The organism is Staphylococcus nepalensis (assembly GCF_002442935.1).
Classification (GTDB): Bacteria; Bacillota; Bacilli; order Staphylococcales; family Staphylococcaceae; genus Staphylococcus; species Staphylococcus nepalensis.
Genome location: NZ_CP017466.1, coordinates 813,710 through 839,435, shown reverse-complemented (window position 1 = coordinate 839,435; position 25,726 = coordinate 813,710). Strand labels below are relative to the sequence as shown.

The following is a 25,726-nucleotide window of genomic DNA, read 5'->3' as shown; positions in this document are numbered from 1 at the left end:
AGAGGCAGGATAGAAATCTCTAAAAAACAGTTTTTTATCCTACCTCTTTTTTTTATTCATTGATTTTCCTCAAACACCAACTTTTCAAATGCTTCTCTAATTTGTGGTACAGACATACCTACAACAACTTGCACATTTTTACCGCTTTTTACTAATCCGTGTGCCATTTGCTTATAAGTAAAGTATTCACTATCTTCAACTTTCTCTACGTCTTTTACCGTTAATCTCAGCCGCGTTGTACAATTTGTAACATCTTTAATGTTTTCTTTACCACCCAATCCTTCTAGATAATAGATAGCTTTCCCTTCGAACTCATTGCCTGTCTCTTTATTTTTAACATCATTTGTATCTCCTTTTTTACTTCTATAATCATTTTTACTATATAATTTCATATCCTTTTCTTCCTTTTTACGTCCTGGAAGTGGAATATCAAATTTTAATATTAAAAATCTAAACAAGAGGAAATAAATTGCAGTAAATCCTAGCCCGATAGCAACTTGAATCACATAAGTTAACCAATAGTTTTGCGCTAAAGGTATCCAGTTCGTTGCAAAGAAATCTAATAATCCGCCACCAAAATTTCCTACTAAACCAAACCCATACATTAATGTATCCATTGTGGCTGATAATAACGCATGTAATACAAATAAATACGGTGCAATAAATAAAAATGTAAATTCTAGTGGTTCAGTAATACCTACAACGGTAGCAGTTAATGTTGCTGGAATAAGTAATGCTGCGATTTTCTTTCTGTTTTCTTTCGGCGTAGTTGCATACATTGCTAAAGCGATACCTACTGAACCAAAGACTTTCCCATTACCTTGTAACATAAATCCATATGGGAATAATTCTTTTAAAGGTGTTTTGCTTTTAGCAAATGCATTCACATGTTCAAACCATTCTGCTTTTAAACCATGGTTTACAACTACTGGCCCCACTTCAATCGGAGCATAAATAAAATGATGTAAACCAGTGGGTATCAACACTCTTTCAAGGAAATGATACAACCAAACACCTATATAGCCAGACCCAATAATAAATCCTTGTAGAGAAGAGATGCCGCTTTGAACTGTCGGCCAAACGATACAAGTAATTAAAGCTACAGGTAACATTACAAAAAATGAAATTGTTACTACAAACGTTAAGCCTTGGAACACACCTAACATTTCAGGCAATTTTCTACTATAAAATCTATTATGTATCCATGTCACAATACTAGAAATAATAATACCACCTAAGATATTTGTATCTAAGGTTTCTATTCCTGCAATGGCTTTTAATCCTGTTACATTTTCTACACCCTTTTCTAAATTAGCTCCGAAAGTATGCGGCCATTGTGTAAGTATGGCGTTGATAAATGTGTTAAACATTAAATAGCCCATTAAAGCTGCTAATGCAGCATGCCCTGGTGCTTTTTTAGCTAAAGATAAAGGTAATCCCACCACAAACACTACTTCCATATGATTAAATATTGTCCAACCACCAGATTCAATGACAGACCATATTTTGAACCATGTTGTTCCATCTTCTGCTATATTCCCCATAATAGAAGGATTTTTAAACAATGTTGCTAATCCAAGCACAATACCAAAGAATGCGAACATTAAAACAGGTACAATCATGGCGCTCCCGAATCTCTTTATTGCGTTCATGAAGAAACCCTCCTTTTTTAACTCTTTTATGCGTAACTAATCAATATTACAGATTGTTCTAAAATCGTTAGCATCAATTTATATCTTATATTAAAGTAAACGCTTACATTAAAACAATGGTTTGACGCTATTACGAACCATTTTGTACAATAAGATTATATTTTCACGACCTGAAAATTTTTTCAGAAAGCCTGAGGTGACTATTTTGCTTTTAGATGAACGTATTAATAATAACTTTAGTAAATTAAATGAAAATGACTTACAAATCGCTCATTTTATCAATACGCATATACCAGAGTGCAAATCAATGAAAATTCAAGAGCTAGCTACCTTCACCCATGCGTCAAACGCAAGTATCCATCGTTTCACTCGCAAGTTAGGGTTTGATGGATACAGTGACTTTAAATCTTACTTGAAATTCGAAACAGAACAAGTACATCAATTGTCCTCTGATTCGATGGATGCTTTCAAACAAGAAATAGAAAATACATTCACTTATTTAGAACGCGTCGACTATAATCTTGTTACTGATAAAATATACGAAGCAGAAACAATATATTTATATGGGACGGGTTTAGCCCAGATGAATGTAGCGAAAGAAGCACAAAGGATTTTATTAACGATACATAAAAATATTATTGTATTACATGATGTACATGAATTTAAAATGGTTTTAAATAAAGCTTCAGATAGCGATTTGTTCTTTATTATTTCGTTATCCGGAGAATCGATACAATTAACTGATATAACCAATTTACTACAACTACGCCAAAAATATTTTATTTCTATAACAACACTAAAAGATAACACGTTAGCCCAAAAAGCAAATTATAATATTTATGTATCTAGTAATACGTTTTACTTAACAGATGGAATCGACTATTCTAGTTTTATTAGTTACCATATCTTTTTCGAGACACTTTTACGTAAATTTAACGAACGTAAAGAGAAGAAACACCTTAATACTTAAAATGAAATTATAAAAAAAGACTTACAGCCGTTCCCTCAAAATGCCTGCAAGTCTTTTTATTTATACGTTTTTATTAATTAAATTGTAATGGCTACATACTTAAGCTTCTTCTTCATGTTCTTCTAAAGTAGTTTGGAGCTTATCAAATAGCATTTCAAAACCATGCGCAGTGGAATCATGGTATTCCTTTTTCTTTTGTTTGTACTCTAAAGATGTTAATCTGCGTTCTCTAGGTATATAAGCAGTATAACTAAATATCATTTGTGTAATACCTGGTTCTCTTTCAAATATCTCAATTTCAATTGTATCTTCAGAGTCACTCAACTCAGGCATGCCAATTGTCATAACAATATATGCATTAGTATCTAATGTAACATAGGAACCTCTTACTACATTTTCTTTACCTTTACGAACATCAACAATTTCATAACTACTATTTTGTTCAGCATTAACGTCTATAGATTTATTAGTTCGTTCTGTTGTCATAAACCATTGCTTTAGAAAACGTTGATCTGTCCACGCTTGATATACTAATTCAGGTTCAACTTTAAAAAGTCGTTCCAACTGAATCTCCACATATTCATTTTCTACATTATATCTACCCACGATTGTTCACCTACTTTCACTCTTCATACTATTCTAACTTATTATACTAGACTTCTAAACAATAATACCAAGAAATCTCACTATACTTTATTTTCACTATAAAACTGACAACTTATATATTTTATCGTTAATAGTCAGTAAACGTCAAAATTTTCACGCTTTTTATGTTTCGTATATGCGTTTCTTAGTATATTATCTCACAACTCATATGCTTATATAAGAAAAAGGGAGGGCCATCAGTCTCTGCTTAAATTTAAACCTGACGCCCCCCATATTATTATTTATTTAATTTTGGTATTCTGAAGAAAATAGCAATCAATCCACAAACACCTAAAATGATAGGATAAATGGCATACGGTGCCAAAGCGATTGGTGAAATGGATGCAACACCGGCTGCAGCTATAACTTGTGGGCTATATGGTAATAACCCTTGAAAACAACTTGCAAATATATCTAAAATACTTGCAGACTTTCTAGAATCAATATCATATTCATCTGCTATATTCTTAGCTAATGGCCCCGCCATTAATATAGAAATAGTGTTATTTGCAGTTGAAATATCAGCAGCACTTACTAATCCTGCAATACCTAATTCTGCACCACGTTTAGATTTTACTCTATTACGCACAAAATTTAATAGCCACGTTATGCCACCATTATGTTGAATCAAGGCTACGAGGCCACCAATGAGTAATGCGATAATAGCGATATCTTCCATGCCAATAATCCCTTTAGATACAGAGCTAAGTAATCCTGACCAACTGAAAGAACCATCAACAAGCCCTATAATTGCAGACAAGACCGTGCCGCCAATCAACACAATAATAACGTTAATTCCTGCAAGTGCTAATATTAATACTAAAATGTATGGAATCACTTTAATAAAGTTATAATCATATGCTTTAGTAGCGTCTATTTGGGCACTATGTGTTAAAAACCAAAGCACAATCATTGTAAATATAGCACCAGGTAATACAATTTTGATATTCACTTTAAATTTGTCGCTCATTTTCGTCTTTTGAGTACGAACAGCAGCAATGGTTGTATCAGAAATCATAGATAAATTATCGCCGAACATCGCACCACCGACTACTGTAGCCATAGTTAATGCAGCAGATACATCTGTCGCTTGACTCAAACCAAAACCAACCGGTGCAATTGCTGCCACAGTACCAACAGAAGTGCCCATCGATAAAGAAACAAACATACATATAATAAATAAACCTACTATAATTAAATTTTCAGGAATAAACGACAGACCTAAATTAACAGTAGACGTAACACCACCCATATCTTCTGTCGTCTGAGAAAATGCACCTGCAAGCAAGAATATTAACATCATTAAAATAATGTTTGAGTGTCCTGCGCCTTTGGTAAATACATCTACCTTTTTTTGAAAAGTTTCTTTTCTATTCATTAATAAACCGATAATTGAAGCTACTACTATAGCTACATTTAAAGGCATAATTGAAAAGTCACCTGTAATAAGTCCTACACCTAAAAATATCCCAACAAATATAATTAAAGGTACAAGCGCCCATGCGTTCCCTTTTTTTGTCTCCGTCATACAAAACCAACTTTCTTTAGTAATTACTATGATAATAAATCTCATATTATTCTTTAATATATACCTACAATAAAAAAACTCTTTTCTTATAGAAGAAAAGAGTAAGTCATTACATCTTCATCTTATCTTCTAGCACATATTAGGCTACTGGAATTGGCACACGCGTCATCATGTTGCCGAAGTTTCAAAGGGCCAGTCCCTCCACTTCTCTTGATAAGTTATTTTATTCATTGTATTACAGTACACTATTAATAATACTTCGTCAATTGTATACTTTCAACATTAAAATAATATGTTTATTAGTCATTATTCAGTTGGTCTAACGATTGTGAATGTGTCTCCTATAGAAGCATAATCATTACCTGCTAAGCGACAGACTGCGTTTAGTGCTTCACTATCTATTTTACTATCTTCAAAATAGACATCTTCATCAATATGAAACATCACTACTTCACCAATAATTAAATCTGAACCTTCTTCTGTATCTCCTAACGGAATCAGACTTTCAAGCTTACATTCCATACGGATCTTAGATTGTTCAATACCAGGGATAGGTATAAGTTCCGATTCAACAAGTGATAATTCTGTTCTTTCTAATTCATTGTCTTGTCGATTGATTGGTGCTGCTGTACGATTGACTTGTTCTACTGTTGTCTCATCCGTTATATGTACAACAAAGCTTCCCATTTCTTCGATATTCAGTGAGGTATCTTTTCGTTTACCACCGAAACGACCTGTTGAAATCATCACCATTGGCGGGGCGCTACTTACCACATTAAAGAAACTAAACGGCGCCGCATTTAAGTTACCGTCTCGATCTTGTGAAGTAACAAAAGCAATAGGTCTAGGTATAATACTCCCACTCAATAATTTATAATTTTGTTTTTTTGACAAATCACTTGTTTTTAAATGTTTCATAAAATTCGCCTTACCTTTCATAAATAAAAAACGGCTATAACAAAAAGTGTATAGCTCGAGTAAGTATTTTAAAACTTTCTACACTTTGAAATAGCCATCTTGTCATTGAATTAATCTAATTGGGTGCCGCCTGTAACACCATAAACTTGGCCTGTTGTATAACTTGATTCTTCAGCAGCTAAATGGACGTAGACGCCTGATAATTCTACGGGTTGCCCCGCTCTGCCTAACACTTCTTTTTGTCCAAATGTTGGGATTTTTGATTGTGGTTGTCCACCCGAAATTTGAAGCGGTGACCAAAATGGTCCTGGCGCTACACAATTGACACGTATGCCTTTTGCGCCAAGCTCTTCTGATAAACTTTTAGTCAATGAAATAATTGCTGCTTTTGAAGCCGCGTAATCATGTAAAATTGGACTTGGGTTATAACCTTGAACTGATGACGTTGTCGTAATAGTTGCTCCTGACTCAAGGTAATCTATCGCCTTTTGGACAGTCCAAAATATAGGGTAAACATTCGTCTCAAACGTATCAGTAAAGGAAGCTGTATCAAATGCTTTGATACTATCTCTGTACTGCTGATGACCTGCTACGAGTGTAACATTATCTAAGCCGCCTAGCTGTGCATATGCTTGCTCAACTAAGTCATAATTAAATTGCTCATTACGAATATCTCCAGGAATCAAGACAGCTTTTCTACCCGCTTCTTCTATAACTTGTTGCACTTCTTCAGCATCCACTTGTTCAGCTGGAAGATAATTAATCGCAACATCAGCGCCTTCTTTAGCATAAGCAATAGCTGCTGCTCTTCCAATAGCTGAATCTCCACCTGTCACTAACATCTTGTAATTTTTCAATCTGCCGTGACCAGTATAAGATGTTTCGCCACAATCTGGTTTTGGATTCAATTCTTTTTGTAAACCAGGAATCGGTTGCTCTTGTTGAGGAAAATCTGCATTTGAGTATTTCGTTCTAGGATCTTGCGCTGCCATTTATAACACTCCTTAAAAGATAATGATTATAAATATGCTTTACCCAAGTTTAACAGTATTTAACACATATTTTTAAATCTAAGACTCATTCAATAATTTTTGAACAAAGGTCACAAAATAATCAGGTACTTTTTCTAAAATACGTTCATCTGGATCATATTTTGGATGATGTAAGTCATACGCACTATTTGAGCCAATAAACACAAACACACTTGGATATTGACTTGAAAAACCTGAGAAATCTTCGCCAATTGTTAATGGTTGTTCCATCAGATTCACGTTATAACCAACCTGTTTTGCAACATTCACTGCGTCATCAGTTAACTTTTCGTCATTCATCACAGCACCTGGTAATCGGAAGTATGTGGTCTCAATTTCAACGCCAAATACTTCAGACAGCCCTTTACCAATAGCGCTTAAACGCTGTTCAATAAATGAACGCACTTGCTCATCAAAACTACGCACTGTTCCTTGTACATAAGCTTGATCTGCAATCACATTCCACGTATTACCACAAGAAACTTCGCCAATTGTAACAACTGCATTATCAAACGCGGATAAGTTCCTACTCACAATTGTTTGAACGCTATTGATTAACTGTCCTAAAACAATGATTGGATCATTTCCTTGTTCAGGTTTGGCAGCATGTGCGCCTTTACCTTTAATCTTAAATTCGAAACGATCGACAGATGATGTCACTGCACCAGGTTTCACCGCAAAGTCTCCAATGTTTAAAGTCGGATAATTATGGTAGCCAAGTACTGCTTTCACACCATCAAGCGCCCCCGTTTCTGCTAATTTCACAGCGCCATGTCCTAATTCTTCAGCAGGTTGGAAGATAAAACGAACGCGTCCTTTTAATTGATCTTCTATCTCTTTTAATCTTGTTGCTACAGCTAAAATACTCGCCATATGAATGTCATGACCACAAGCATGCATAATACCTTCATTCGTGGAGGTGAACTCATGCATAACTTCTTCATTAATTGGTAAAGCATCTATATCGGACCTCACTGCTACAAATGTATCTCCTTGGCCAACTTCAGCGATTAAGCCTGTTTCCAAAGGTAGATCTAATATTTTTATTTCATAAGATTCTAAAATACGTTTCAATCTCTTAGTCGTTTCGTACTCATTATCTGACAGTTCTGGGAACTGATGAAATGTGCGTCTCCATTTTACGTAATCTTCATATTGTGGCATTATGCGTCACGTCCTTTCTTGTTTTTAAATCGGTTATATAAATAATACAGTAGTGTTACAATGACAACACCTATGGCTAAATTATTTGAAATTAAAATAAATACCATCGTTAACAACACCATCAAGCCATGTACTAGCGGTGCTTTTTTTATAAAAGGTAGCGTGCGTCGATCAAAAGTATTTAATGAAATTGTAATCAGTACCGTAGCTAATACTGCCATGGGGATATGTCCAATAATTTCGCCGAAAACAAATAAACTTACCAATAAAAAGCTACCGGTAATCAAAGTAGACATCCTAGAATTTGCGCCCATGGTTACATTAAATCGAGATTGTCCGACAAGTGCACTACCTCCATAACCGCCAAACAAACCAACTATAAAATTGGCGATACCTTGGCCTATGGTTTCTTTATTTTTATCACTAGGCGTATCTGTAACTCCGTCCATAATACGTGCAGTTAATGTATTTTGGACGATAGCTACAACAGCCATCATTAAACCGTATAGCATGCTTATTAAAATAAAACTCATGTCGAATATTTCATGTGGAATCTCCGGCATTGGTATCTTACTATGTATTGGCGTTAAATCATATACATATTCGATATTGGGGTTTAGTAGCCAAGCAAATACGGTTAAAACAATAATGGCTATTAAAGGGGCAGGTATCAGCCTAATATATTGGTTACCCAACCAAATCATCATAAAAGAGATCAGCGCAACTATATAGGTTGCTAATGAAATACCTAAAATATGCTCTAATTGTGAAGTAAATATTAATATACCTAAGGCATTCATAAATCCTATAGTCACACCCGTGGGTATAAAATTTAGCAACTTATTAATATGACACATACCACATATCATTTGAATCATTCCCATAAATAATGTTGCTAAAATAACTGCTTGCATACCATGACTTGCTGCTAAAGGCGCCACTACTAAAGAAACACCGCTACTTGGAGCTGAAACCATTAATGTTCTATTACCAGTAATACTGATCACAAGCATCATTAACCCAGTACTCAACATCCCAATAGTAGGATTTACGCCTGCTATAAAAGAAAATGCGATTGCGCCAGGAAGCAACGCCAGTCCAAGTAAAATGCCTGTCAGCATATTTTGAATGATATTACCTTTCCATTGGTCAATATATCCAATTTTAGTCACGACTCAAGTCACCCCCAACCCCTTTAATGACTATAATATCATAATTGTCAAAATATTTTTTCAATTTAATTTCTCAGAATCATTTGTTGCAAATAGTCAAAATAAGCACACAAAACTTAAATAAATTTAATAGAAAAAAGCGAGAGAAAAATCAAACTGCTTCATTTGATTTTATCTTCTCGCTCTGCATCATTAACTCGCTTTTATTTTTTAAATTTTAATTTGATTATCAAAAAGTATTTCCCCATCCTTGATTACTTTTTCGGCATGATTGATACCATAATGGTAAGGAATATATTCATGATTAGGGGCATCCCAAATAACAATATTTGCTTTATCACCTTTGTTTATTGTACCTGCCTCAACATCAATAGCTTTAGCTGCATTCACTGTCACTGCATTCCAAATTTCATTTGGAGATAATTTTAATTTTAACGCTGCAATTGACATGACCAACTGTAAATTATTTGTCACACAACTGCCTGGATTAAAGTCTGTAGCTATAGCAATGGCACCATTGTTATCTAACATACCTCTTGCATCGGCATATGTTTCCTTACCTAAATAAAAAGTTGTCCCTGGTAGTAACACTGCCACCGTATCGCTATTTTTAAGTTTCGCTTTACCTTCCGCGCTAGAAGCAACTAAATGATCTGCGGAAATCGCATTTTCTTCAATTGCAAGTTCTAAACCACCTAAAGGGTCGATTTCATCAGCATGTATTTTAACATCAAAACCTTGTTTTTTAGCTGCTTCCATGTAAGTTTTAGACTCTTCTACAGTAAACACTCCGGTTTCGCAAAATATATCTGCAAAATCTGCATATGCTTTAACTTCTGGTAATAAATCTATCATTTCTTGTAAAAAGGCTTGGTTAGATTTAGCGTCTTTTGGCACCGCATGGGGGCCAAGAAATGTATGTTTCATATCTAAATTATATTTTTCTGCTAATCGATTGGACACACGTAATTGTTTCAATTCATTTTCTTTATCTAAACCATAACCACTTTTACTTTCTACAGCTAAGACGCCATGTTGTATCATAGTTAGTAAATTTTTTTCAGCTTTTTCAAAAAGTTCATCTTCCGTTGCTTTGCGTGTTGCTTCTACGGTAGAAAGTATGCCGCCGCCTTGTTCAAGAATCTCTAAATAAGAAACCCCTTGACGCTTCAGTGACATTTCATGTTCCCTAGAACCACCATGTACAAGATGTGTGTGCGCTTCTACTAGTGCAGGTGAAACCACTTTTCCAGTGGCGTCAATTGTGTCAGTCGCTTGATATGCTTCAGTATGTTCGCCTGAGTAAATGACTTTGCCATCTTTAATCACCACTGTGCCATTTTCAATGATTTTCAAGTCGTTTAATTCTTTACCTTTTAAAGGTCTTTCTGTAGATTTCGGCAAAATTAATTGTTTAATATTTTGAATGATTAAGTCGTTCATTTTATATCTCCTTTACCCGTAATCATTGGAATGTGAATCCCTTTTTCTTTAGCTACTTCAATAGCTGATTCATAACCAGCATCTGCATGCCTTACTACTCCCATACCCGGATCTGTAGTCAATACACGACCTAAACGTTTGTCCGCGCGTTCTGAACCATCAGCGACAACAACCATACCAGCGTGTAATGAATAGCCCATGCCTACGCCGCCACCATGATGGAAGGATATCCAAGAACCACCTGCTGCAGTATTAATTAATGCGTTTAATATAGCCCAATCGCCAACAGCATCTGAACCGTCTTGCATACCTTCTGTTTCACGATTTGGACTTGCTACTGAACCGGAGTCCAAATGGTCACGGCCAATAACAATCGGCGCAGAAATTTCACCTTCACGTACAAGTCGATTTAATGCTAATCCCATTTTTGCACGTTCACCATAACCTAACCACGCAATACGAGATGGTAGTCCTTGGAATGCAATTTTTTCTTGCGCCAAATTTAACCAACGGATGAGTTTTTCATTTTTTGGGAATAATCTTCGCATTTCTTCATCGGCACGTTCAATATCTTTAGGATCGCCACTTAACGCTGCAAATCTAAATGGCCCTTTACCTTCACAGAATAAAGGTCTAATATAAGCAGGCACAAAACCTGGAAAATCAAAAGCATTTTCTAAACCATTATTAAAGGCAACTTGTCTAATATTATTACCATAGTCAAATGCCACTGCACCCCGTTTTTGGAATTCAAGCATCAGTGCTACATGTTTATGCATAGATGCTTGTGATGCTTTCACATATTCTTTCGGATTTTTATTTCTTAATGCACTAGCTTCTTCTAACGTATAACCTTGAGGGATGTAACCATTTAAAGGATCATGTGCGCTTGTTTGGTCTGTAATAATATCTATCTTAAATCCTCTGTCTAAAATGGCTTGATGCACCTCTACTGCATTGCCAACTAATCCAATGGATAAAGGCTTGCCTTGTTTACGAGCATCTTCAGCTAAATTTAATGCCTCGTCTAAATTTTTAGTTTTTACATCGCAGTACCGAGTATCAATACGTTTATCAATACGTGTTTCATCTACATCGACACCGATAACAACACCGCCATTCATTGTAACTGCCAATGGTTGGGCGCCACCCATGCCTCCGAGACCAGCTGTTAACGTTATTGTGCCATTTAATTTACCACTGTAGTGTTGGTTTGCTAGTTCACCAAAGGTTTCATACGTGCCCTGTACGATACCTTGCGAACCTATGTAAATCCAACTACCTGCAGTCATTTGACCATACATCATTAATCCTTTTTTATCTAATTCATTAAAATGATCCCAATTAGCCCATTCAGGCACAAGCACAGAATTGGAAAGTAGTACGCGTGGCGCTTCTTCATGTGTCTTAAATACAGCTACCGGTTTACCAGATTGTACTAACATTGTTTCATCCGCTTCTAATGAACGTAATGTTTCTTCAATCGCTTCGAATGCTTTCCAGTTACGTGCCGCTTTGCCAATGCCACCATATACCACTAGATCTTCAGGTTTTTCTGCAACTTCTGGATCTAAATTGTTATATAACATGCGTAATACAGCCTCTTGTTCCCAACCTTTACATTCAATCTCTAAACCTTTTTTTGCTTTAATTTTTCTCATGAAAAATCACTCCTTCGTCTACTATAATTCAACCTTTGTTTTAATATTTAAAAAATCCACAATGCAAACGGAATCGTAATTAACAGTGTAAACACGACTCTTTCGAACCAAATAAGTACGAGTTTCCATACCGAAATTTTAATTTCAGTAGATAGAATCACGGGCACAACACTGGAGAAAAAGATGATTGCTGAAACACTCATCACTGCAACTGTAAACCTTGTAGCTAAATCTGCAGATTGTGCAATGGCAGCAGGTAATAACATCTCAACTATCGAAATCGTAGAAGCTTGAGCCAATACTGAAATGTTCTCTACTGGAAATATACTTATAAAAGGATAAAAGATGTATGAAATATACTCGATAACAGGGGTATATTCTGTAATAATTAATCCTAAAAAACCAATAGACATAATAGATGGTAAAATAGCTATCGTCATTATGACCCCATCACGTAAATTCTCAATAACATTTTCTATTAGTGTCTTAGATTGTTTTACAGCTAATTTTGCTTCTAACCAAGATTCTTTTAACAATGGCATATCTCTACGAATTTCTTTTTTATAAGATTGGTTTTCGTACGTTGTCTTTTTTTCAAATCTTATAGGCGGGAGTTGTACAGTAATGGCAGTAACAATAAATGTCACTACTAATGTAAACCAAAAATATAAATTCCAATGCTGAATGATGCCTAATGTGTTAGCTACGATAATCATAAATGTAGCTGATACTGTTGAAAAACCTGTCGCTACGACGACTGCTTCCTTATGCGTGTAGCCACCACTTTTGTAGACTTTGTTTGTAATGAGTAAACCAATAGAATAACTACCAACAAACGAAGCGACCGCGTCGACCGCTGATTTACCAGGTGTCTTAAATATAGGTCTCATAATTGGGCGACAAATTACGCCGATAAATTCTAACAAACCAAAACCTACTAAAAATGATAAAAATATTGCTCCTATAGGAATTAATACACTTAATGGTATTGCCAACTTCTCGTATAAAAACGGGCCTATATTATCTTTTAATACAAATGCTGGTCCGACATTGAATACAACCATGAAAGCAATAAATATTCCTATAACTTTAAAAAAACTAAATATCATACTTGTTTTCGATTCATTCCAACGTTGATTGATAAACGGATGAATTGCGCCAATGATGATTAAAACCAATACATAATATGGAAGTACTGGTTTAACCAATAGTGTTATCCACTGCACAATATGATCAATCATTATGGTAGATTGTCCATAAATCGATATTGGAACAAAGAAAAAAATAATGCCAATCAAGCTATAAATAAAAAATCTCCACATGTACTTCACGCCCTTCACATGAAAGTACGACTCCCTCTATATTTAAAAGTATAATATGTTATTATATAGACTACCAATATCAATAAACTAATTATTAATAGCTTAAAGCTATAAATAAGCATATATCTAGGGGAGCGATGTTATTTTGAAAATAATTCAATTGGAATATTTTATCGCCGTCGTAAAATATAATAGTTTTACAAAGGCCGCTGATTTCTTACATATCAGTCAGCCATCTCTAACAAATACAATTAAAAAAATTGAAGCTGATTTAGGTTATGATTTATTTTTAAGAACTACAAAAGATATAAAAATCACAGAAAAAGGTATTCATTTCTATAATTATGCTGTCCAACTTATACAAAATTATCATCAAACGCTTGAAAAAATGTATGACTTAAATATGGGTCATGCACCTAAAATAAAATTATCAATTCTAGAATCTTCAAATCAATGGGTTTCACAAGTGGTTGCAATGCATCAAAAACAGTACCAAGATCAAACGTACCTTGCTTCAGAAGTACACGATCAGAGTACCATATTAGAGCGATTATTAAATTTTGAAAATCATCTCGGACTAACAAATGAACAAATTGTGCATGATGATATCCATTCTATTCCTTTATACGAAGAATCTTATGTATTAATCACGCCTAAAGATACATTCCCTAATCGCAACAAAGTTTCGATTAAGTCTTTACCCCTTATCTTACCAACAAAAGGTTCCCAAGTACGTAAACATCTTGATGATTATTTTAATCGCTTAAATATTCATCCTAATATCATCATAGAGGCTGACCGGTTTGAAGCTTCAACTAATTTTGTACATCGAGGGTTAGGTTATGCAATTATCCCTCGCGTCTATTATCAATCTTTCAATGCTAGAGACTTAGACGCCATAGAAATCAAACCTACCCTTAGTCGCTCTATTTACATTAATTACTTAAAAAAAAGAAAGCACCCTGAACGTGTGCTTTCTTTTATAGACTTATGCATTTATTATTGGAATATTAAAGAATAAAATGATGTAAAAAATTAGCTGATAGTTTGGCAGTGCGGTTATCGACATCATATTTAGGATTTGTTTCAGCAATACTAATTGTTGAAACTTTTTCATTTGGTATAATACGCTTGGCTAACTCAAGCACGATATGTGGAAATAACCCTAAGACACCATTTGCGCTGACACCAGGTGCAAATGCGCTATCTATGACATCCATACATATTGTAAACATGATGACATCATGATCATGTATAAAACGTTCCACCTTGTCTTTTATAGGAGGAGAAATTTGATGCAGTAATTCGTCGGCATACACAAAGCCGATGTCTTTTTCTTCTGCATAATCAAATAATCCTTGTGTGTTACCACTTTGTTGAATACCTAAAACCAAATAATCTGCCTTTTGATCCTGTTCTAAAATTTGTCTGAAACTTGTACCAGAAGTTGACTGTGGCTCTAACCTTGTATCAAAATGAGCATCAATATTAATAACACCTAAAGATGCTTCTGAGTGCGCCTCCCTTACACCTAGGTATTGCGCATAAGCAATATCGTGCCCACCTCCTAATAGGAAAGTTTGCTTGTGTCTCTGAATTGAAGTTGCCACATATTGTGCAAATTCTTTTTGGGTTTCTTCTAAAGTATCATGATCGTGCTCAACATTACCATAATCGTAGACATTGCTCTTTCTCAAGTCGGGTAAATTGGCCAAAATTTTTTTTATCGCATCAGGACCTTCTTTTGCGCCTAACCTTCCTTTGTTCAATTCAACACCTTTATCAACTGCATAACCTAATAAACCTATCCCTTGACGAGATTCATTGAAATGGTCATTGATATTACGAAAGTTCACTGTTTGAAAGTATCTAAACTGAGATTCATCTGTTTCACTGTCCACTCTTCCTGTCCATAGTTCAGGTTGTGCTAACTTATACATAGTTCTCCTCCTTTTAAAACTATATCCACACTTAAAAGTATACGCTTACATTTATCTCAATTCAATTTATCCTTTTATTTACCCAAAAATAACGATATTAATTTTGAAAATAGCTTTTAATATTTCATTTAGATGTTTGTTTTAGCATTACTATTACATTTCAATGATAAATATCTAAATTTAATTTATTTCTGAAAGATAAGTATGTATAATTGGTGATAAATGATTTTCTGAACCCTAATGGAGGTTACATAATGAATAAACAACGTATATCAGGTTTTCAATGGGCCATAATGATTTTTATTTTCTTTATTATCGCTTATGCAGCTCCTATTATACTAAAAGATTTACAAGGTACAATATCACTAAAAACATTTGTATTTGATTTAAGTTCTACAGCGCCATTTATCGCTGCGCTTGTTTGTATCATCGTTTTTAGCAAACGTAAAACGCAACTAGGAGGCTTGAAGCTTACTATAAATTTAAAAGTGATTGAGCGATTTATTTTAGCGCTTATTTTACCACTAGCAATATTTCTCCTAGCAATGGTAAGTTTTAATGTTTTTGCTGATAGTTTCGTTTTATTACAGACAGAAGATTTATCTGTATCCATAACGTCGATTATCATAGGACAACTTGTTATGGCGTTCTTAATAGAATTTGGTTTCCGTTCTTATTTACAAAACATTGTAGAAACAAAGATGAATACATTCTTTGCCTCAATTATCGTAGGTATCATGTATTCGATTTGGAATATTAATGTCGCTTTTAGTTTTGAGTACACATTATACGGCTTGTTATATACATTCGCTTTCTCTATGATTATTGGAGAATTAATCCGCGCTACTAAAGGTCGTACGATATATATTGCAACTATATTCCATGCTGCAATGTCATTCGGTCTTGTTTTCTTATTTAATGAAGAATTAGGTAGTGTATTCGCAATGAAAGTTATTGCATTATCTACTTCAGCAGTTGCGATCGTCTATATTTTATTAAGTATCATTATTCGTACTATCCTTTATTTCTTTACAAAACGAAATTTAGACGAAGTTGATACTAATAATTACCTAGATCATGTAAATGAGTATTCAGAAAATGAGAACCAACAGTTCAATAAAGATGATGAAACAATTGAGCATGTATCTAGTGAAAATCAAATCACATCAGATGATGAGACCGCAACTAAAAATAACAGTGTTAATACCGACGCAACATCCACTGATAAAACAGATTTAAAGGATACTGAGTCAGAAAGTGCGTCTGAACAAACCGTTACGAACAACACATATGATAATCAACAAGAAACAAATCACGATGCTAGTTGCAACAATATTATAAGTCAGCATACACCTAAATCAACAAATCAAAATCATCAACAAAGTCAAGATGATATTGAAACTCACGCAAATAGTGCTGTTGAAAACTCTACTGAGAAAGCACATCCTGAGGAAGCATCAGAACCAACAACAGACAATATGGGTGATAGCTACGCAACGCATCAAAATACACAATATAATGATAAAAAACCATCACGGTCACCTTTCAAACATAAAAATGACCACCGTCGCTAACTAAAAAAAGCAGGTTACTCTAACTATGATTTAAGATAAAATGTTGTATTTACATCACTATCCAAATATTTCAGTTAGATAACCTGCTTTTGTTATATTTTATAATACGTCGTTTGATTTATTTAAAATTCTAACGCCATTTTGAGTTCCTATAATAACTTGATCCGTTACATCAATAAAATATCCTGTTTCTAAAACGCCTACCAAGTGAATTAAAAATTCATGCATTTCATAAGGATCAATCCCTGAATGTAACGCTACGTCAAGAATATAATTGCCGTTATCAGTAATAAACGGCACGTCATCGACCATCCGACGTTTCACTTTTAGATTGTCATATGCTGCGATTTTTTTAGAAACTAATAACCAATTAAATTTATCCACTTCGACAGGCAATTTAAATGTTTGACCCAAATAATCAACACATTTAGATTCGTCTATTAAAACAATAAATGTTTCAGCCATAGCGTCAATCACTTTTTCTCTAAATAGTGCACCGCCACCGCCTTTGATTAAATTCAAATGGTTATCTACTTCGTCTGCGCCGTCTATTGCGATGTCTATTTTGCTCACGTCATTAACGTCAACCACTCGAACACCTAATTCTTTAGCGATATATGCTGTTTTATTAGAGGTGCACACACCCGTAATCTCAATCTGTTCATGGTTCATTTTCTCAGCTAGTTTTGGGACAAGCAACTCTATCGTTGAACCAGAGCCAATTCCGACAACCATACCATCTTCGATTTGGTTTAACGCGTCATTAAATGTACTAATTTTCAACTGTTTCGTATCCATAATGCGTCCCCTTTACATAACGTTCTTTTACCTATATTGTACATGAGATTGAAAAAAATAAATAGTTAAAAAAACAAGTACAAATTTAAATATATATATTCTTGCATATTCAAATAAGTGTTTTACAATAATTATAACTAATCATCAAGGGGGATTGTCATGATTTATGCTTTAAAAGCAATTACTACAGGAAAAATAGAAGACTTGTCTTATAGTTCTAGAAGACCTATGCGTTCAGCACTAAACAAAAAGCCATTTGCTGGTAAAATGTGGTTATCAAAAACAGGTTTTTCTGAAGATGAACAAGAATATAAAGGGCATGGCGGGCCACATAAAGCGGTTTGCCTATACAGTAAAAAAAATTATGATTTATGGAAAGATGATGTAACAGCATTACCTGATTACGCTATGTTTGGTGAAAATTTAACTGTCGAAGACTTAGACGAAAAGAACATTCATTTTGGTGACCAATTCCAATTAGGCAATGCCATCATTGAAGTATCAGAAATTAGAGAACCTTGTTGGAAAATACAGGAAAAATATAAAATTCCAAATCTGATTCAACGTATGTCTAGTTCTTGTAAGACGGGATGTTACTTCAGGGTTCTTAAAGAAGGGTTTGTAGATGAATTCTCTCATCTTGAACTTATAAAATATGGTAATGAAGCTTCCCTGTTGTCCGTTTTTGAACTGAATGATATTTATTACAATGACAATAAAAATGCCGATCGCTTAACATATGCTTTAAAAAATCCTTATTTAACAAAAGAAAGACGTCAAAAATTAGAAAAATTTTTAAAACGTGCTCAAAAACAAAAAAAGGAGTGAGGCAAAAAACATATTTTCATAAAATGATTTCTGCCTCATTCCTTAATTTTATCCATATTTGATGCCAATCAAATCACAAAGATTTCAGTGTTCATTGTTGGATTATATTTCTGTATTAAATGTTTATTTTTCAGAAATTTTGTATGAAGTTTTTGAATAAAATGGTTGATTGGCTTCTAAAATCGAAGGCGCATTTTCACCAAATAGATTAATATCGTTCGGGATAGTTTGCGTTTCAAGCGTAAAACCAGAATGCGCTTTATAAATATTAAAGTCACTGTCCCACTCACTTGTATCGTTAAAAGTGAAGATAACTACATTTGGCATATCTGTTTCTAATATTAATTGAAAATGTTTATTTTCAACTTTCATACCTTGTTTACCGATTTCAAATGGATGATCTATACCACCGTATTGTTGCATTTGCGCTTTAATATCTGGATGCACACTATTAAATATATCTTTGAATTGTATTTGGTTTGTATTGAATACACTATCAAGACTAATAGGATCTTGTTTAGCTACAAACTGATTATCATCTAATAAATACATATTTAATTTTGAACTCGAAATGCTATGATTATCGATAACATTGTTATCTCTATTCAAATTAAAATATACATGATTCATAGGATTAAATATTGTTTTCTCACTAGCCACAGCCTTATATTCAATCGTCCATTTATGGTCAACATTATAAGTATGAATCACTTCTAAATCGATATCTCCAGGAAAATAATCATCTGTCTGCTTAATCGTTGTAGTGAAAACAATCTTCACTTGGCCTACTTGTTCAAGGATTTCATAATCAAAATAACATTTATCAATACCTTTTAATCCACCATGTATGTTATTTTTACCGTCATTTGCATCTAAGTGGTATGTTTTTCCATCTAATTGAAATTTCGCCTCTGCAATACGCCCTCCATACCGGCCTACGGTAGCACCAAAATAAAAAGGGTTTTGTCGATAGAATTCATCAGCCTCTACCACATTCCCTAATACGATGTTATTATCATCATATTTCCAAGACACAATACGCGCGCCATAGTTAGTAAAAACAATCTTAGTTGCTTCATTGTCTATTTTAATTAAGTCAATACCATTACTTTGTTTTTCTACTTTTGCAAACATCATCAATTACTCCCTTTCAAGCCAAAACATTATTCAAATTGAGATTTGGCTTTATCTTGAATAAATTATCACTCATATAAACGCCGTCTCACTAAGTATCTCTAATGAACATCTATTAATCTTAGTCAGCCAGCTCAATATCACTATTTGCGCCCATCCTAGGTTGATTCTTCTATTTAAAGTGAAAGAATAATATTTAACCTATACTTACAAAACCAACAGAAATATTTAACACTTGTCAATGATTCCCTCAAACATTGTCCAAATTAAACTTTCTGTTGACTTTTAAAGTTGTTTAAAACCGTATACACAAGCCCTATTCAATTATTCTATACTTCTACATTGTAACAATTAAAGCAAATAATTATCTATCATAATCATTAATTCTATCAAATATTATTTGAAATTGTAGTGTTTTTTTAAATTTTTATAAATGCATCATTTAACTTTTAGTAAAAACACGTTTTATAGATTTCAATAAGCCTTTATCAAAACTTAATATGGTATCTTTATAACTTCTTACCGCAATATAAAGTAAAATAAATATCATTATAATAGACAAGGCAATACTTACAACGATTTCCCAAGTCATTACATCAGGTGTCGATGCTCGTACAAACATGATAAATGGTGATATCAATGGGATAAAACTTGTAATTTTTGCTAATGTCGTGTCTGGATTGATGACGCTAAATAATGCAATATAAAACGCAATCATGCTAATTAATGTCATTGGCATGAGTGATTGGTTTATATCCTCAATGCGTGCTGTAATGGAACCTAAAATAGCTGCTAAGATAATATAAGAAAGGATACCTACAATCAATGAAATAACACCAACAATAATTAATTGCACTGTTAATTCATTAGGCTGTATATCGAACCCCTTAAGCATATCTCCAATATCAAATACAAGTATACATAAAATAGCTGCTGCAACGAAAATAATAATTTGAGTTAGTGCAACAGCAATAACACCAGTCAGTTTAGCTAATATATGCGTAACAGGTGAAACACTTGTTATAATCATTTCAATAACACGCGATGTTTTTTCGGTTGCAATTTCCATTGCAACTTGATTGGCATAGTTGATAATAATGAAAAACATTAACATGACACCCGCATATACTATAACTGTATTAAATGTTTTTTGGGATTCGCTTAAATTAGATTCATTTGCTTTATCAGAAACGACTTCAGAACTCACTTTGCTTTGAGATTGTAATTGTTTCAACTCGTCTTGAGAAAGATTTAAACTAGATGCGGTAAGATTTGTTTGCATAGTTGTTAATGTCGTCTGTAATTTTTGTTCATCTTGTTTTGAAACCGTGTCTTTACTTAAAATTTTACCCGTAAGTTTATTACTATCATGTAATTGAATGACGTAAGCTTTATCTAACTTTTCATTTTTTACTTGTTGCTGTGCTTGTGCTTCCGTCACTTGTTTAAATTTTGCTTCTCCATCTAGTTGATTACTTTGGTCTTTAACGGCTTTATAAATTTGGTCTTGGTTTGTTACAACCCCAATGGTATCGGGTCCATCATCAAATAAATCAACTATTTTATTAATGTTTGCAGCCACCAACATTAAAATAACCACAATAGCAGTAAAAATCATAAATGATTTTGTTTTAACTTTACTCTTGTATGTTAGCGAAAAAGTTGCCCAAAATTTACCCATTCACATCACCTACTTTATCAATAAAGATTTCATTTAAAGTTGGCTCAACAACTTGAAACCTTTTAACAAAACCATATTTTACAACAACTTCATATATTTTTTCCGCAATAGTTTCATCCTCTATGAATGCCTTGATTTCTCTTTTATTGCGTTCAACTCTCATAACACCAGATATATCGTCTAATTCAGGCATTTCATGATGTGTTTCAACAATCACACTTTTATTTCCGTGATTTGCTTTAACTTCATTAATTGGCCCTGAAACCACGAGTGCTCCTTTATTAAGGATACAAACATCATCACAAAGTTCTTCTACATGTTCCATCCTATGTGAACTATAAATAATCGTAGTCCCGCCTTCATTCAAATCTTTTACTGCTTCTTTTAACAATTCAACGTTAACTGGATCCAAACCACTAAAAGGTTCATCTAATATTAATAATTCTGGATTATGTAACATACTTGCAAGTAGTTGAATTTTTTGTTGATTCCCTTTTGATAATGCCTCAATTTTCTTTCCTCTATTTTCTTCGATATCAAAACGGTTTAACCAATAATCAATTGCCTTAGATATCGCTTTGGGTTTCATACCTTTTAACGTAGCTAAATATCTTAGTTCATCTTCTACTTTCATTTTCGGATGTAGTCCTCGTTCTTCAGGCAAATAACCTATATTGTCATATATCGATTTATCAATCGGCTTATTTTTATATAAAATTTGTCCTTCTGTGACGGGCGTTAATCCAAGTATCATTCTGAAAGTCGTCGTTTTCCCCGCCCCATTTCTTCCTAAAAATCCTAACATTTTGCCTTGTTCCAAAGTTAGCGATATATCATTAACTGCTGTAAAATTTTTATATTGTTTCGTAACATGCACTATATTTAAAGCCATAATCACCTTTCCCTCCCTTTAAATTCAAATAATATATACCGATAATAACATTTCACAACTTAAATATACATTTTAATATGTAATTTAATTCATGTTATGCACATAAAAACAAATATTATTATTGGTCAATTTATTTATACCAAATGCCTACAAATAACATTGTCTTTACAATGATTTTTGTAAGCACTATCATTGAATTTAATAAGTGTCCCCACTTATTAAAAATGTGTTTGGGAGGTAATGGGGTAATGGCATATGAGTTATAGTATTGGTATCGATTACGGTACAGCATCTGGTCGTGTGTTTCTAGTAGATACTTCTAATGGTGAAATTATATCGACCTATATTAAAGCATATCCGCATGGCACGATTTCTGGTTCGTTAAACGGACGTGATTTACCGCACAATTATTTTTTACAGCATGCTGAAGACTACACCAAGATTCTAGAAGAAGGCGTACAACACGTTTTAAAAGATGGCAACGTTGATCCTTCAAGTATTATTGGCATTGGTGTTGATTTTACAAGCTGTACTATCGTCTTTTTAGATAATGATTTCAAACCATTACATACACATGAAAATTTGAAAGATAATCCACATGCTTATGTCAAACTCTGGAAGCATCACGGCGCTCAAGAAGAAGCTACGTTTATGAAAGAAGTGAGCGATAACCATAACGTTGGTTGGTTAGACTTTTACGGCCATAGCGTCAACAGCGAATGGATGATTCCTAAAATATTAGAGGTTAAACACAAAGCACCTGAAATATTAGCTCAAAGTGCGTATATTATGGAAGCTGGTGACTATATCGTTAGTTTATTAACGAATAAAAATATTCGCTCAAATTGTGGGATTGGTTTTAAAGGGTTTTACAGTGAAAAAGATGGCTTCAACTATGCTTTCTTTGAAGCGGTTGATCCAGAATTACCGGCAATTATAAAAAATAAATGTGAAGCGCCCGTAGTAAATATTGGGGATAGCGCTGGCAATTTAGCAACTTACTATCAAAAATTATGGGGGTTAACTGAACATGTCCAAATTTCTCCATATATTATAGACGCACATTCAGGGGTACTTGGCGTTGGAGCAATTGAGCAAGGCGAATTCACACCAGTTATTGGTACAAGCACTTGTCATCTTATGCTTGATCCTAAACAAGTGTCTATTCCCGCTATTACCGGTTCAGTAAAGGATGCTATCATCCCTGGCTTATACGCTTATGAAGCAGGCCAACCTGCAGTAGGTGATTTATTTAATTATTCAGCAAGCCTCGCTCCAAAACATATCGTAGATCAAGCAGAGCAACAAGGTATCTCAACGTTAGAACACCTAGAAAATTTAGCTTCTGATATACCTATTCATAAACAACACGTAACCATATTAGATTGGCACAATGGCAACCGCAGTATATTAAGTGATAGTAATCTTACCGGAAGCATCTTTGGTTTAACTTTACAAACACCATTTGCAATGATTCATCGTGCGTGTATTGAAGCCACAGCATTTGGCACTAAAATGATTATGCAGCAATTTGAAAAAAATCATATCCCTGTAAATACTGTATACGCAGCTGGAGGCATTCCAATCAAAAGCAAACTGTTAGTAGATATATATGCAAATGTTCTAAATAAAGACGTCGTCGTTATGGATTCTTCAAATGCTACAGCCTTAGGCACAGCAATGCTAGGTGCAAATGTGGGGGGCGCGTATCAATCCCTAAAAGAAACTGTCCATCATATGAAACAACCTGTATATTATCGATTGCAACCTGACTCTGAAAAAGTCCAACAATATGAAAAATTATTTCAGCGATACAAAGCGCTACACGATTTGTTAGGAAAATCCTATGCTGCCTTATCATATAGAGAAAATTAGAACTATATAAATAACCAAGTATAGTCAAACTCATTCGTTTGTTATACTTGGTTTTTGCAGTTATATATTCATTTATTGTTCTTTATATGTTTTATCAATCTTAGTATATTGGTTAGCATATTTGTGACTCGGACCATACTTGTTTGTTTTTCGTTCACTATCTAAACAAGCAATCACTAGGAAATAGATACCAAATCCTATATAAAATACATAGATTAACACGATAATGATAACATTTACTATATTAGTAGATTCTAAATCTTGAAAGCCAATAATTAGTAATATAATGTATGTAATGATTGATACACCTAAATAACTAAGGGTCAGTACCATCGATCTACCTGTATCATGAAATCTTCTGATAAATAAAGCCCAATTGGGTATTAATGTTACTAATCCGTAAATAGCAAAATAAATAAAACTAATAAACAAAAAGAGCACACTGCCCATAACTGCACCTTCAGAATGAGATGCAGTGCCAGCTATTAATGCGATTAATCCTATAAGATATAAGATACCGCCGGGTATTAGAAAAATGATATGCCATAATACCATATACCAATACTCACTTCTTCGCGCGCGACCTTTAAAATTTAAATAATTTTTCCAAAACAACTTAAATGCTTCGCCAAATCCGACTTTCCTTTCCAAATGATTCCCTCCGCTCCAAATTCATTTGATATCATTAGTGTTTAACTTTATTATAGTCTTGATATGTCTTACTGAATTTTTTCAATATTTAGGCAACTTACATGCCTTATTCTACCAAAGTTTTAACATAGTGATAACACAATTTTACAAATTTACAAAAAGTGTTTAAAAACACTTAATTTTATAAACTATTAAATGGAGGATTAATAAATGGATTTTTTACAACGTGATACAGTTACTATCGCTAAAGATTTACTTGGTGTGCGCGTCATTTTCGAGGATGATTTACATACTTTTACTGGCTATATAGTTGAAACAGAAGCGTATGTTGGTCAAAATGACCAGGCAGCTCACGGATTTAATGGTAAACGAACACCCAAAGTAGAATCTTTATACAAACGTGGAGGTACTATTTACGCTCATGTTATGCATACGCATTTACTCATCAATTTCGTTACTCAACTAGAAGATGTACCGGAAGGCGTACTCATACGCGCCATTGAACCAGAAGAAAACATTGAAGTGATGCGTTTAAATAGAAAAAAAGATGGCTTCGAATTAACAAATGGTCCTGGAAAATGGACAAAGGCATTTAATATACCAAGATATTTAGATGGCGCTCGTTTAAATGAAGGCCGTCTCAAAATTGATACTAAAAATCGTAAGTATCCTAAACAAATTGAAGCAACACCAAGAATAGGTATCCCGAACAAAGGGGAATGGACACACAAACCACTTCGTTTTATCGTTAAAGGCAATCCTTATGTTTCAAGAATACCAAAACGTTCCACCGTCTCTGCTCAAGAAACTTGGCGTCACTAACCAATAGGTACAGTATCAATCAAAA

Annotated in this window: 22 protein-coding genes and 1 riboswitch; of the genes, 6 read left to right on the top strand and 16 right to left on the bottom strand. The window is 33.9% G+C overall.

Going from position 1 to position 25,726, the window contains the following annotated elements; genetic code table 11:
- Positions 1-56: 56 nt before the first annotated feature.
- Positions 57-1,652, bottom strand: coding sequence for an alpha-glucoside-specific PTS transporter subunit IIBC (locus BJG89_RS03645; protein WP_096808603.1), 1,596 nt, complete (start codon positions 1,650-1,652; stop codon positions 57-59).
- 205 nt (positions 1,653-1,857) lie between these two features.
- On the opposite strand from BJG89_RS03645, the gene BJG89_RS03640 reads away from it, so the two are divergent.
- Entirely contained in the window at positions 1,858-2,622 is a 765-nt protein-coding gene (locus BJG89_RS03640) for a MurR/RpiR family transcriptional regulator (protein ID WP_096808602.1), read from the top strand.
- 99 nt (positions 2,623-2,721) lie between these two features.
- On the opposite strand, the gene BJG89_RS03635 is transcribed toward BJG89_RS03640, so the two are convergent.
- The 9 genes from BJG89_RS03635 to BJG89_RS03595 form a co-directional block, all read right to left on the bottom strand.
- On the bottom strand, positions 2,722-3,228 hold the full coding sequence (locus BJG89_RS03635; protein ID WP_096808601.1) for an SRPBCC family protein: 507 nt from the start codon (positions 3,226-3,228) through the stop codon (positions 2,722-2,724).
- Between the two features lie 277 nt (positions 3,229-3,505).
- The gene (locus BJG89_RS03630; protein WP_096811198.1) at positions 3,506-4,795 is read right to left on the bottom strand and encodes a Na+/H+ antiporter NhaC family protein; all 1,290 of its coding nucleotides are present in this window, start codon (positions 4,793-4,795) and stop codon (positions 3,506-3,508) included.
- Between the two features lie 119 nt (positions 4,796-4,914).
- A riboswitch (SAM riboswitch) is annotated at positions 4,915-5,015 on the bottom strand.
- Positions 5,016-5,101: 86 nt separating this feature from the next.
- On the bottom strand, positions 5,102-5,713 hold the full coding sequence (locus BJG89_RS03625) for a flavin reductase family protein (protein ID WP_096808600.1): 612 nt from the start codon (positions 5,711-5,713) through the stop codon (positions 5,102-5,104).
- Between the two features lie 110 nt (positions 5,714-5,823).
- Positions 5,824-6,705, bottom strand: a complete 882-nt coding sequence (locus BJG89_RS03620; protein WP_096808599.1) for an SDR family oxidoreductase — start codon at positions 6,703-6,705, stop codon at positions 5,824-5,826.
- Between the two features lie 78 nt (positions 6,706-6,783).
- Positions 6,784-7,908 carry an amidohydrolase gene (locus BJG89_RS03615; RefSeq protein ID WP_096808598.1) on the bottom strand — a complete coding sequence of 375 codons (1,125 nt, stop codon included), beginning with the start codon at positions 7,906-7,908 and terminating at the stop codon, positions 6,784-6,786.
- Complete coding sequence (locus BJG89_RS03610) at positions 7,908-9,029, bottom strand: SulP family inorganic anion transporter (RefSeq protein WP_170006847.1); 1,122 nt, start codon at positions 9,027-9,029, stop codon at positions 7,908-7,910. The genes BJG89_RS03615 and BJG89_RS03610 overlap by 1 nt, the downstream gene beginning before the upstream one ends.
- Before the next feature lie 261 nt (positions 9,030-9,290).
- Positions 9,291-10,523 (bottom strand): imidazolonepropionase, encoded by a 1,233-nt coding sequence (gene hutI / locus BJG89_RS03605; protein WP_096808596.1) that lies wholly within the window; start codon positions 10,521-10,523, stop codon positions 9,291-9,293.
- Positions 10,520-12,184, bottom strand: a complete 1,665-nt coding sequence (hutU, locus tag BJG89_RS03600; protein WP_096808595.1) for a urocanate hydratase — start codon at positions 12,182-12,184, stop codon at positions 10,520-10,522. The genes hutI and hutU overlap by 4 nt, the downstream gene beginning before the upstream one ends.
- A gap of 47 nt (positions 12,185-12,231) precedes the next feature.
- Positions 12,232-13,506, bottom strand: coding sequence for a YjiH family protein (locus tag BJG89_RS03595; RefSeq protein WP_096808594.1), 1,275 nt, complete (start codon positions 13,504-13,506; stop codon positions 12,232-12,234).
- Between the two features lie 145 nt (positions 13,507-13,651).
- On the opposite strand from BJG89_RS03595, the gene BJG89_RS03590 reads away from it, so the two are divergent.
- The gene (locus BJG89_RS03590; RefSeq protein ID WP_096808593.1) at positions 13,652-14,527 is read left to right on the top strand and encodes a LysR family transcriptional regulator; all 876 of its coding nucleotides are present in this window, start codon (positions 13,652-13,654) and stop codon (positions 14,525-14,527) included.
- On the opposite strand, the gene hutG is transcribed toward BJG89_RS03590, so the two are convergent.
- Positions 14,517-15,446, bottom strand: coding sequence for a formimidoylglutamase (gene hutG / locus BJG89_RS03585; protein ID WP_096808592.1), 930 nt, complete (start codon positions 15,444-15,446; stop codon positions 14,517-14,519). The genes BJG89_RS03590 and hutG overlap by 11 nt on opposite strands.
- Before the next feature lie 254 nt (positions 15,447-15,700).
- Here hutG and sdpC point away from each other — a divergent pair, with 254 nt between their 5' ends.
- Positions 15,701-17,020, top strand: a complete 1,320-nt coding sequence (sdpC, locus tag BJG89_RS03580) for a peptidoglycan release complex CPBP-like subunit SdpC (protein WP_096808591.1) — start codon at positions 15,701-15,703, stop codon at positions 17,018-17,020.
- A 99-nt stretch (positions 17,021-17,119) separates the two neighbouring features.
- On the opposite strand, the gene BJG89_RS03575 is transcribed toward sdpC, so the two are convergent.
- On the bottom strand, positions 17,120-17,821 hold the full coding sequence (locus BJG89_RS03575) for a ribose 5-phosphate isomerase A (RefSeq protein WP_170006844.1): 702 nt from the start codon (positions 17,819-17,821) through the stop codon (positions 17,120-17,122).
- A 156-nt stretch (positions 17,822-17,977) separates the two neighbouring features.
- Between BJG89_RS03575 and BJG89_RS03570 the strand changes: the two genes are divergently transcribed.
- Positions 17,978-18,646 carry an MOSC domain-containing protein gene (locus BJG89_RS03570; RefSeq protein ID WP_096808589.1) on the top strand — a complete coding sequence of 223 codons (669 nt, stop codon included), beginning with the start codon at positions 17,978-17,980 and terminating at the stop codon, positions 18,644-18,646.
- Between the two features lie 123 nt (positions 18,647-18,769).
- On the opposite strand, the gene BJG89_RS03565 is transcribed toward BJG89_RS03570, so the two are convergent.
- The 3 genes from BJG89_RS03565 to BJG89_RS03555 form a co-directional block, all read right to left on the bottom strand.
- Complete coding sequence (locus tag BJG89_RS03565; protein WP_170006830.1) at positions 18,770-19,780, bottom strand: aldose epimerase family protein; 1,011 nt, start codon at positions 19,778-19,780, stop codon at positions 18,770-18,772.
- A 442-nt stretch (positions 19,781-20,222) separates the two neighbouring features.
- Complete coding sequence (locus BJG89_RS03560; RefSeq protein ID WP_096808587.1) at positions 20,223-21,461, bottom strand: ABC transporter permease; 1,239 nt, start codon at positions 21,459-21,461, stop codon at positions 20,223-20,225.
- Positions 21,454-22,353 carry an ABC transporter ATP-binding protein gene (locus tag BJG89_RS03555; protein WP_096808586.1) on the bottom strand — a complete coding sequence of 300 codons (900 nt, stop codon included), beginning with the start codon at positions 22,351-22,353 and terminating at the stop codon, positions 21,454-21,456. The genes BJG89_RS03560 and BJG89_RS03555 overlap by 8 nt, the downstream gene beginning before the upstream one ends.
- A 255-nt stretch (positions 22,354-22,608) precedes the next feature.
- Between BJG89_RS03555 and BJG89_RS03550 the strand changes: the two genes are divergently transcribed.
- Entirely contained in the window at positions 22,609-24,228 is a 1,620-nt protein-coding gene (locus BJG89_RS03550) for a ribulokinase (RefSeq protein WP_096808585.1), read from the top strand.
- A gap of 72 nt (positions 24,229-24,300) precedes the next feature.
- On the opposite strand, the gene BJG89_RS03545 is transcribed toward BJG89_RS03550, so the two are convergent.
- A complete protein-coding gene (locus BJG89_RS03545; RefSeq protein WP_096808584.1) occupies positions 24,301-24,879 on the bottom strand; it encodes a DUF805 domain-containing protein in 579 nt (192 codons plus the stop codon).
- A gap of 210 nt (positions 24,880-25,089) precedes the next feature.
- Here BJG89_RS03545 and BJG89_RS03540 point away from each other — a divergent pair, with 210 nt between their 5' ends.
- Complete coding sequence (locus tag BJG89_RS03540) at positions 25,090-25,701, top strand: DNA-3-methyladenine glycosylase (protein WP_096808583.1); 612 nt, start codon at positions 25,090-25,092, stop codon at positions 25,699-25,701.
- Positions 25,702-25,726 lie beyond the last annotated feature (25 nt).

Excerpts from the sequence above, each read along its gene's own strand:
- BJG89_RS03645 (WP_096808603.1), bottom strand. The coding sequence starts at position 1,652 with ATGAACGCAATAAAGAGATTCGGGAGCGCCATGATTGTACCTGTTTTA.
- BJG89_RS03630 (WP_096811198.1), bottom strand. The coding sequence starts at position 4,795 with ATGACGGAGACAAAAAAAGGGAACGCATGGGCGCTTGTACCTTTAATT.
- BJG89_RS03625 (WP_096808600.1), bottom strand. The coding sequence starts at position 5,713 with ATGAAACATTTAAAAACAAGTGATTTGTCAAAAAAACAAAATTATAAA.
- BJG89_RS03620 (WP_096808599.1), bottom strand. The coding sequence starts at position 6,705 with ATGGCAGCGCAAGATCCTAGAACGAAATACTCAAATGCAGATTTTCCT.
- BJG89_RS03615 (WP_096808598.1), bottom strand. The coding sequence starts at position 7,908 with ATGCCACAATATGAAGATTACGTAAAATGGAGACGCACATTTCATCAG.
- BJG89_RS03610 (WP_170006847.1), bottom strand. The coding sequence starts at position 9,029 with ATGCTGACAGGCATTTTACTTGGACTGGCGTTGCTTCCTGGCGCAATC.
- hutI (WP_096808596.1), bottom strand. The coding sequence starts at position 10,523 with ATGAACGACTTAATCATTCAAAATATTAAACAATTAATTTTGCCGAAA.
- hutU (WP_096808595.1), bottom strand. The coding sequence starts at position 12,184 with ATGAGAAAAATTAAAGCAAAAAAAGGTTTAGAGATTGAATGTAAAGGT.
- BJG89_RS03595 (WP_096808594.1), bottom strand. The coding sequence starts at position 13,506 with ATGTGGAGATTTTTTATTTATAGCTTGATTGGCATTATTTTTTTCTTT.
- hutG (WP_096808592.1), bottom strand. The coding sequence starts at position 15,446 with ATGTATAAGTTAGCACAACCTGAACTATGGACAGGAAGAGTGGACAGT.
- sdpC (WP_096808591.1), top strand. The coding sequence starts at position 15,701 with ATGAATAAACAACGTATATCAGGTTTTCAATGGGCCATAATGATTTTT.
- BJG89_RS03570 (WP_096808589.1), top strand. The coding sequence starts at position 17,978 with ATGATTTATGCTTTAAAAGCAATTACTACAGGAAAAATAGAAGACTTG.
- BJG89_RS03565 (WP_170006830.1), bottom strand. The coding sequence starts at position 19,780 with ATGTTTGCAAAAGTAGAAAAACAAAGTAATGGTATTGACTTAATTAAA.
- BJG89_RS03560 (WP_096808587.1), bottom strand. The coding sequence starts at position 21,461 with ATGGGTAAATTTTGGGCAACTTTTTCGCTAACATACAAGAGTAAAGTT.
- BJG89_RS03555 (WP_096808586.1), bottom strand. The coding sequence starts at position 22,353 with ATGGCTTTAAATATAGTGCATGTTACGAAACAATATAAAAATTTTACA.
- BJG89_RS03550 (WP_096808585.1), top strand. The coding sequence starts at position 22,609 with ATGAGTTATAGTATTGGTATCGATTACGGTACAGCATCTGGTCGTGTG.
- BJG89_RS03540 (WP_096808583.1), top strand. The coding sequence starts at position 25,090 with ATGGATTTTTTACAACGTGATACAGTTACTATCGCTAAAGATTTACTT.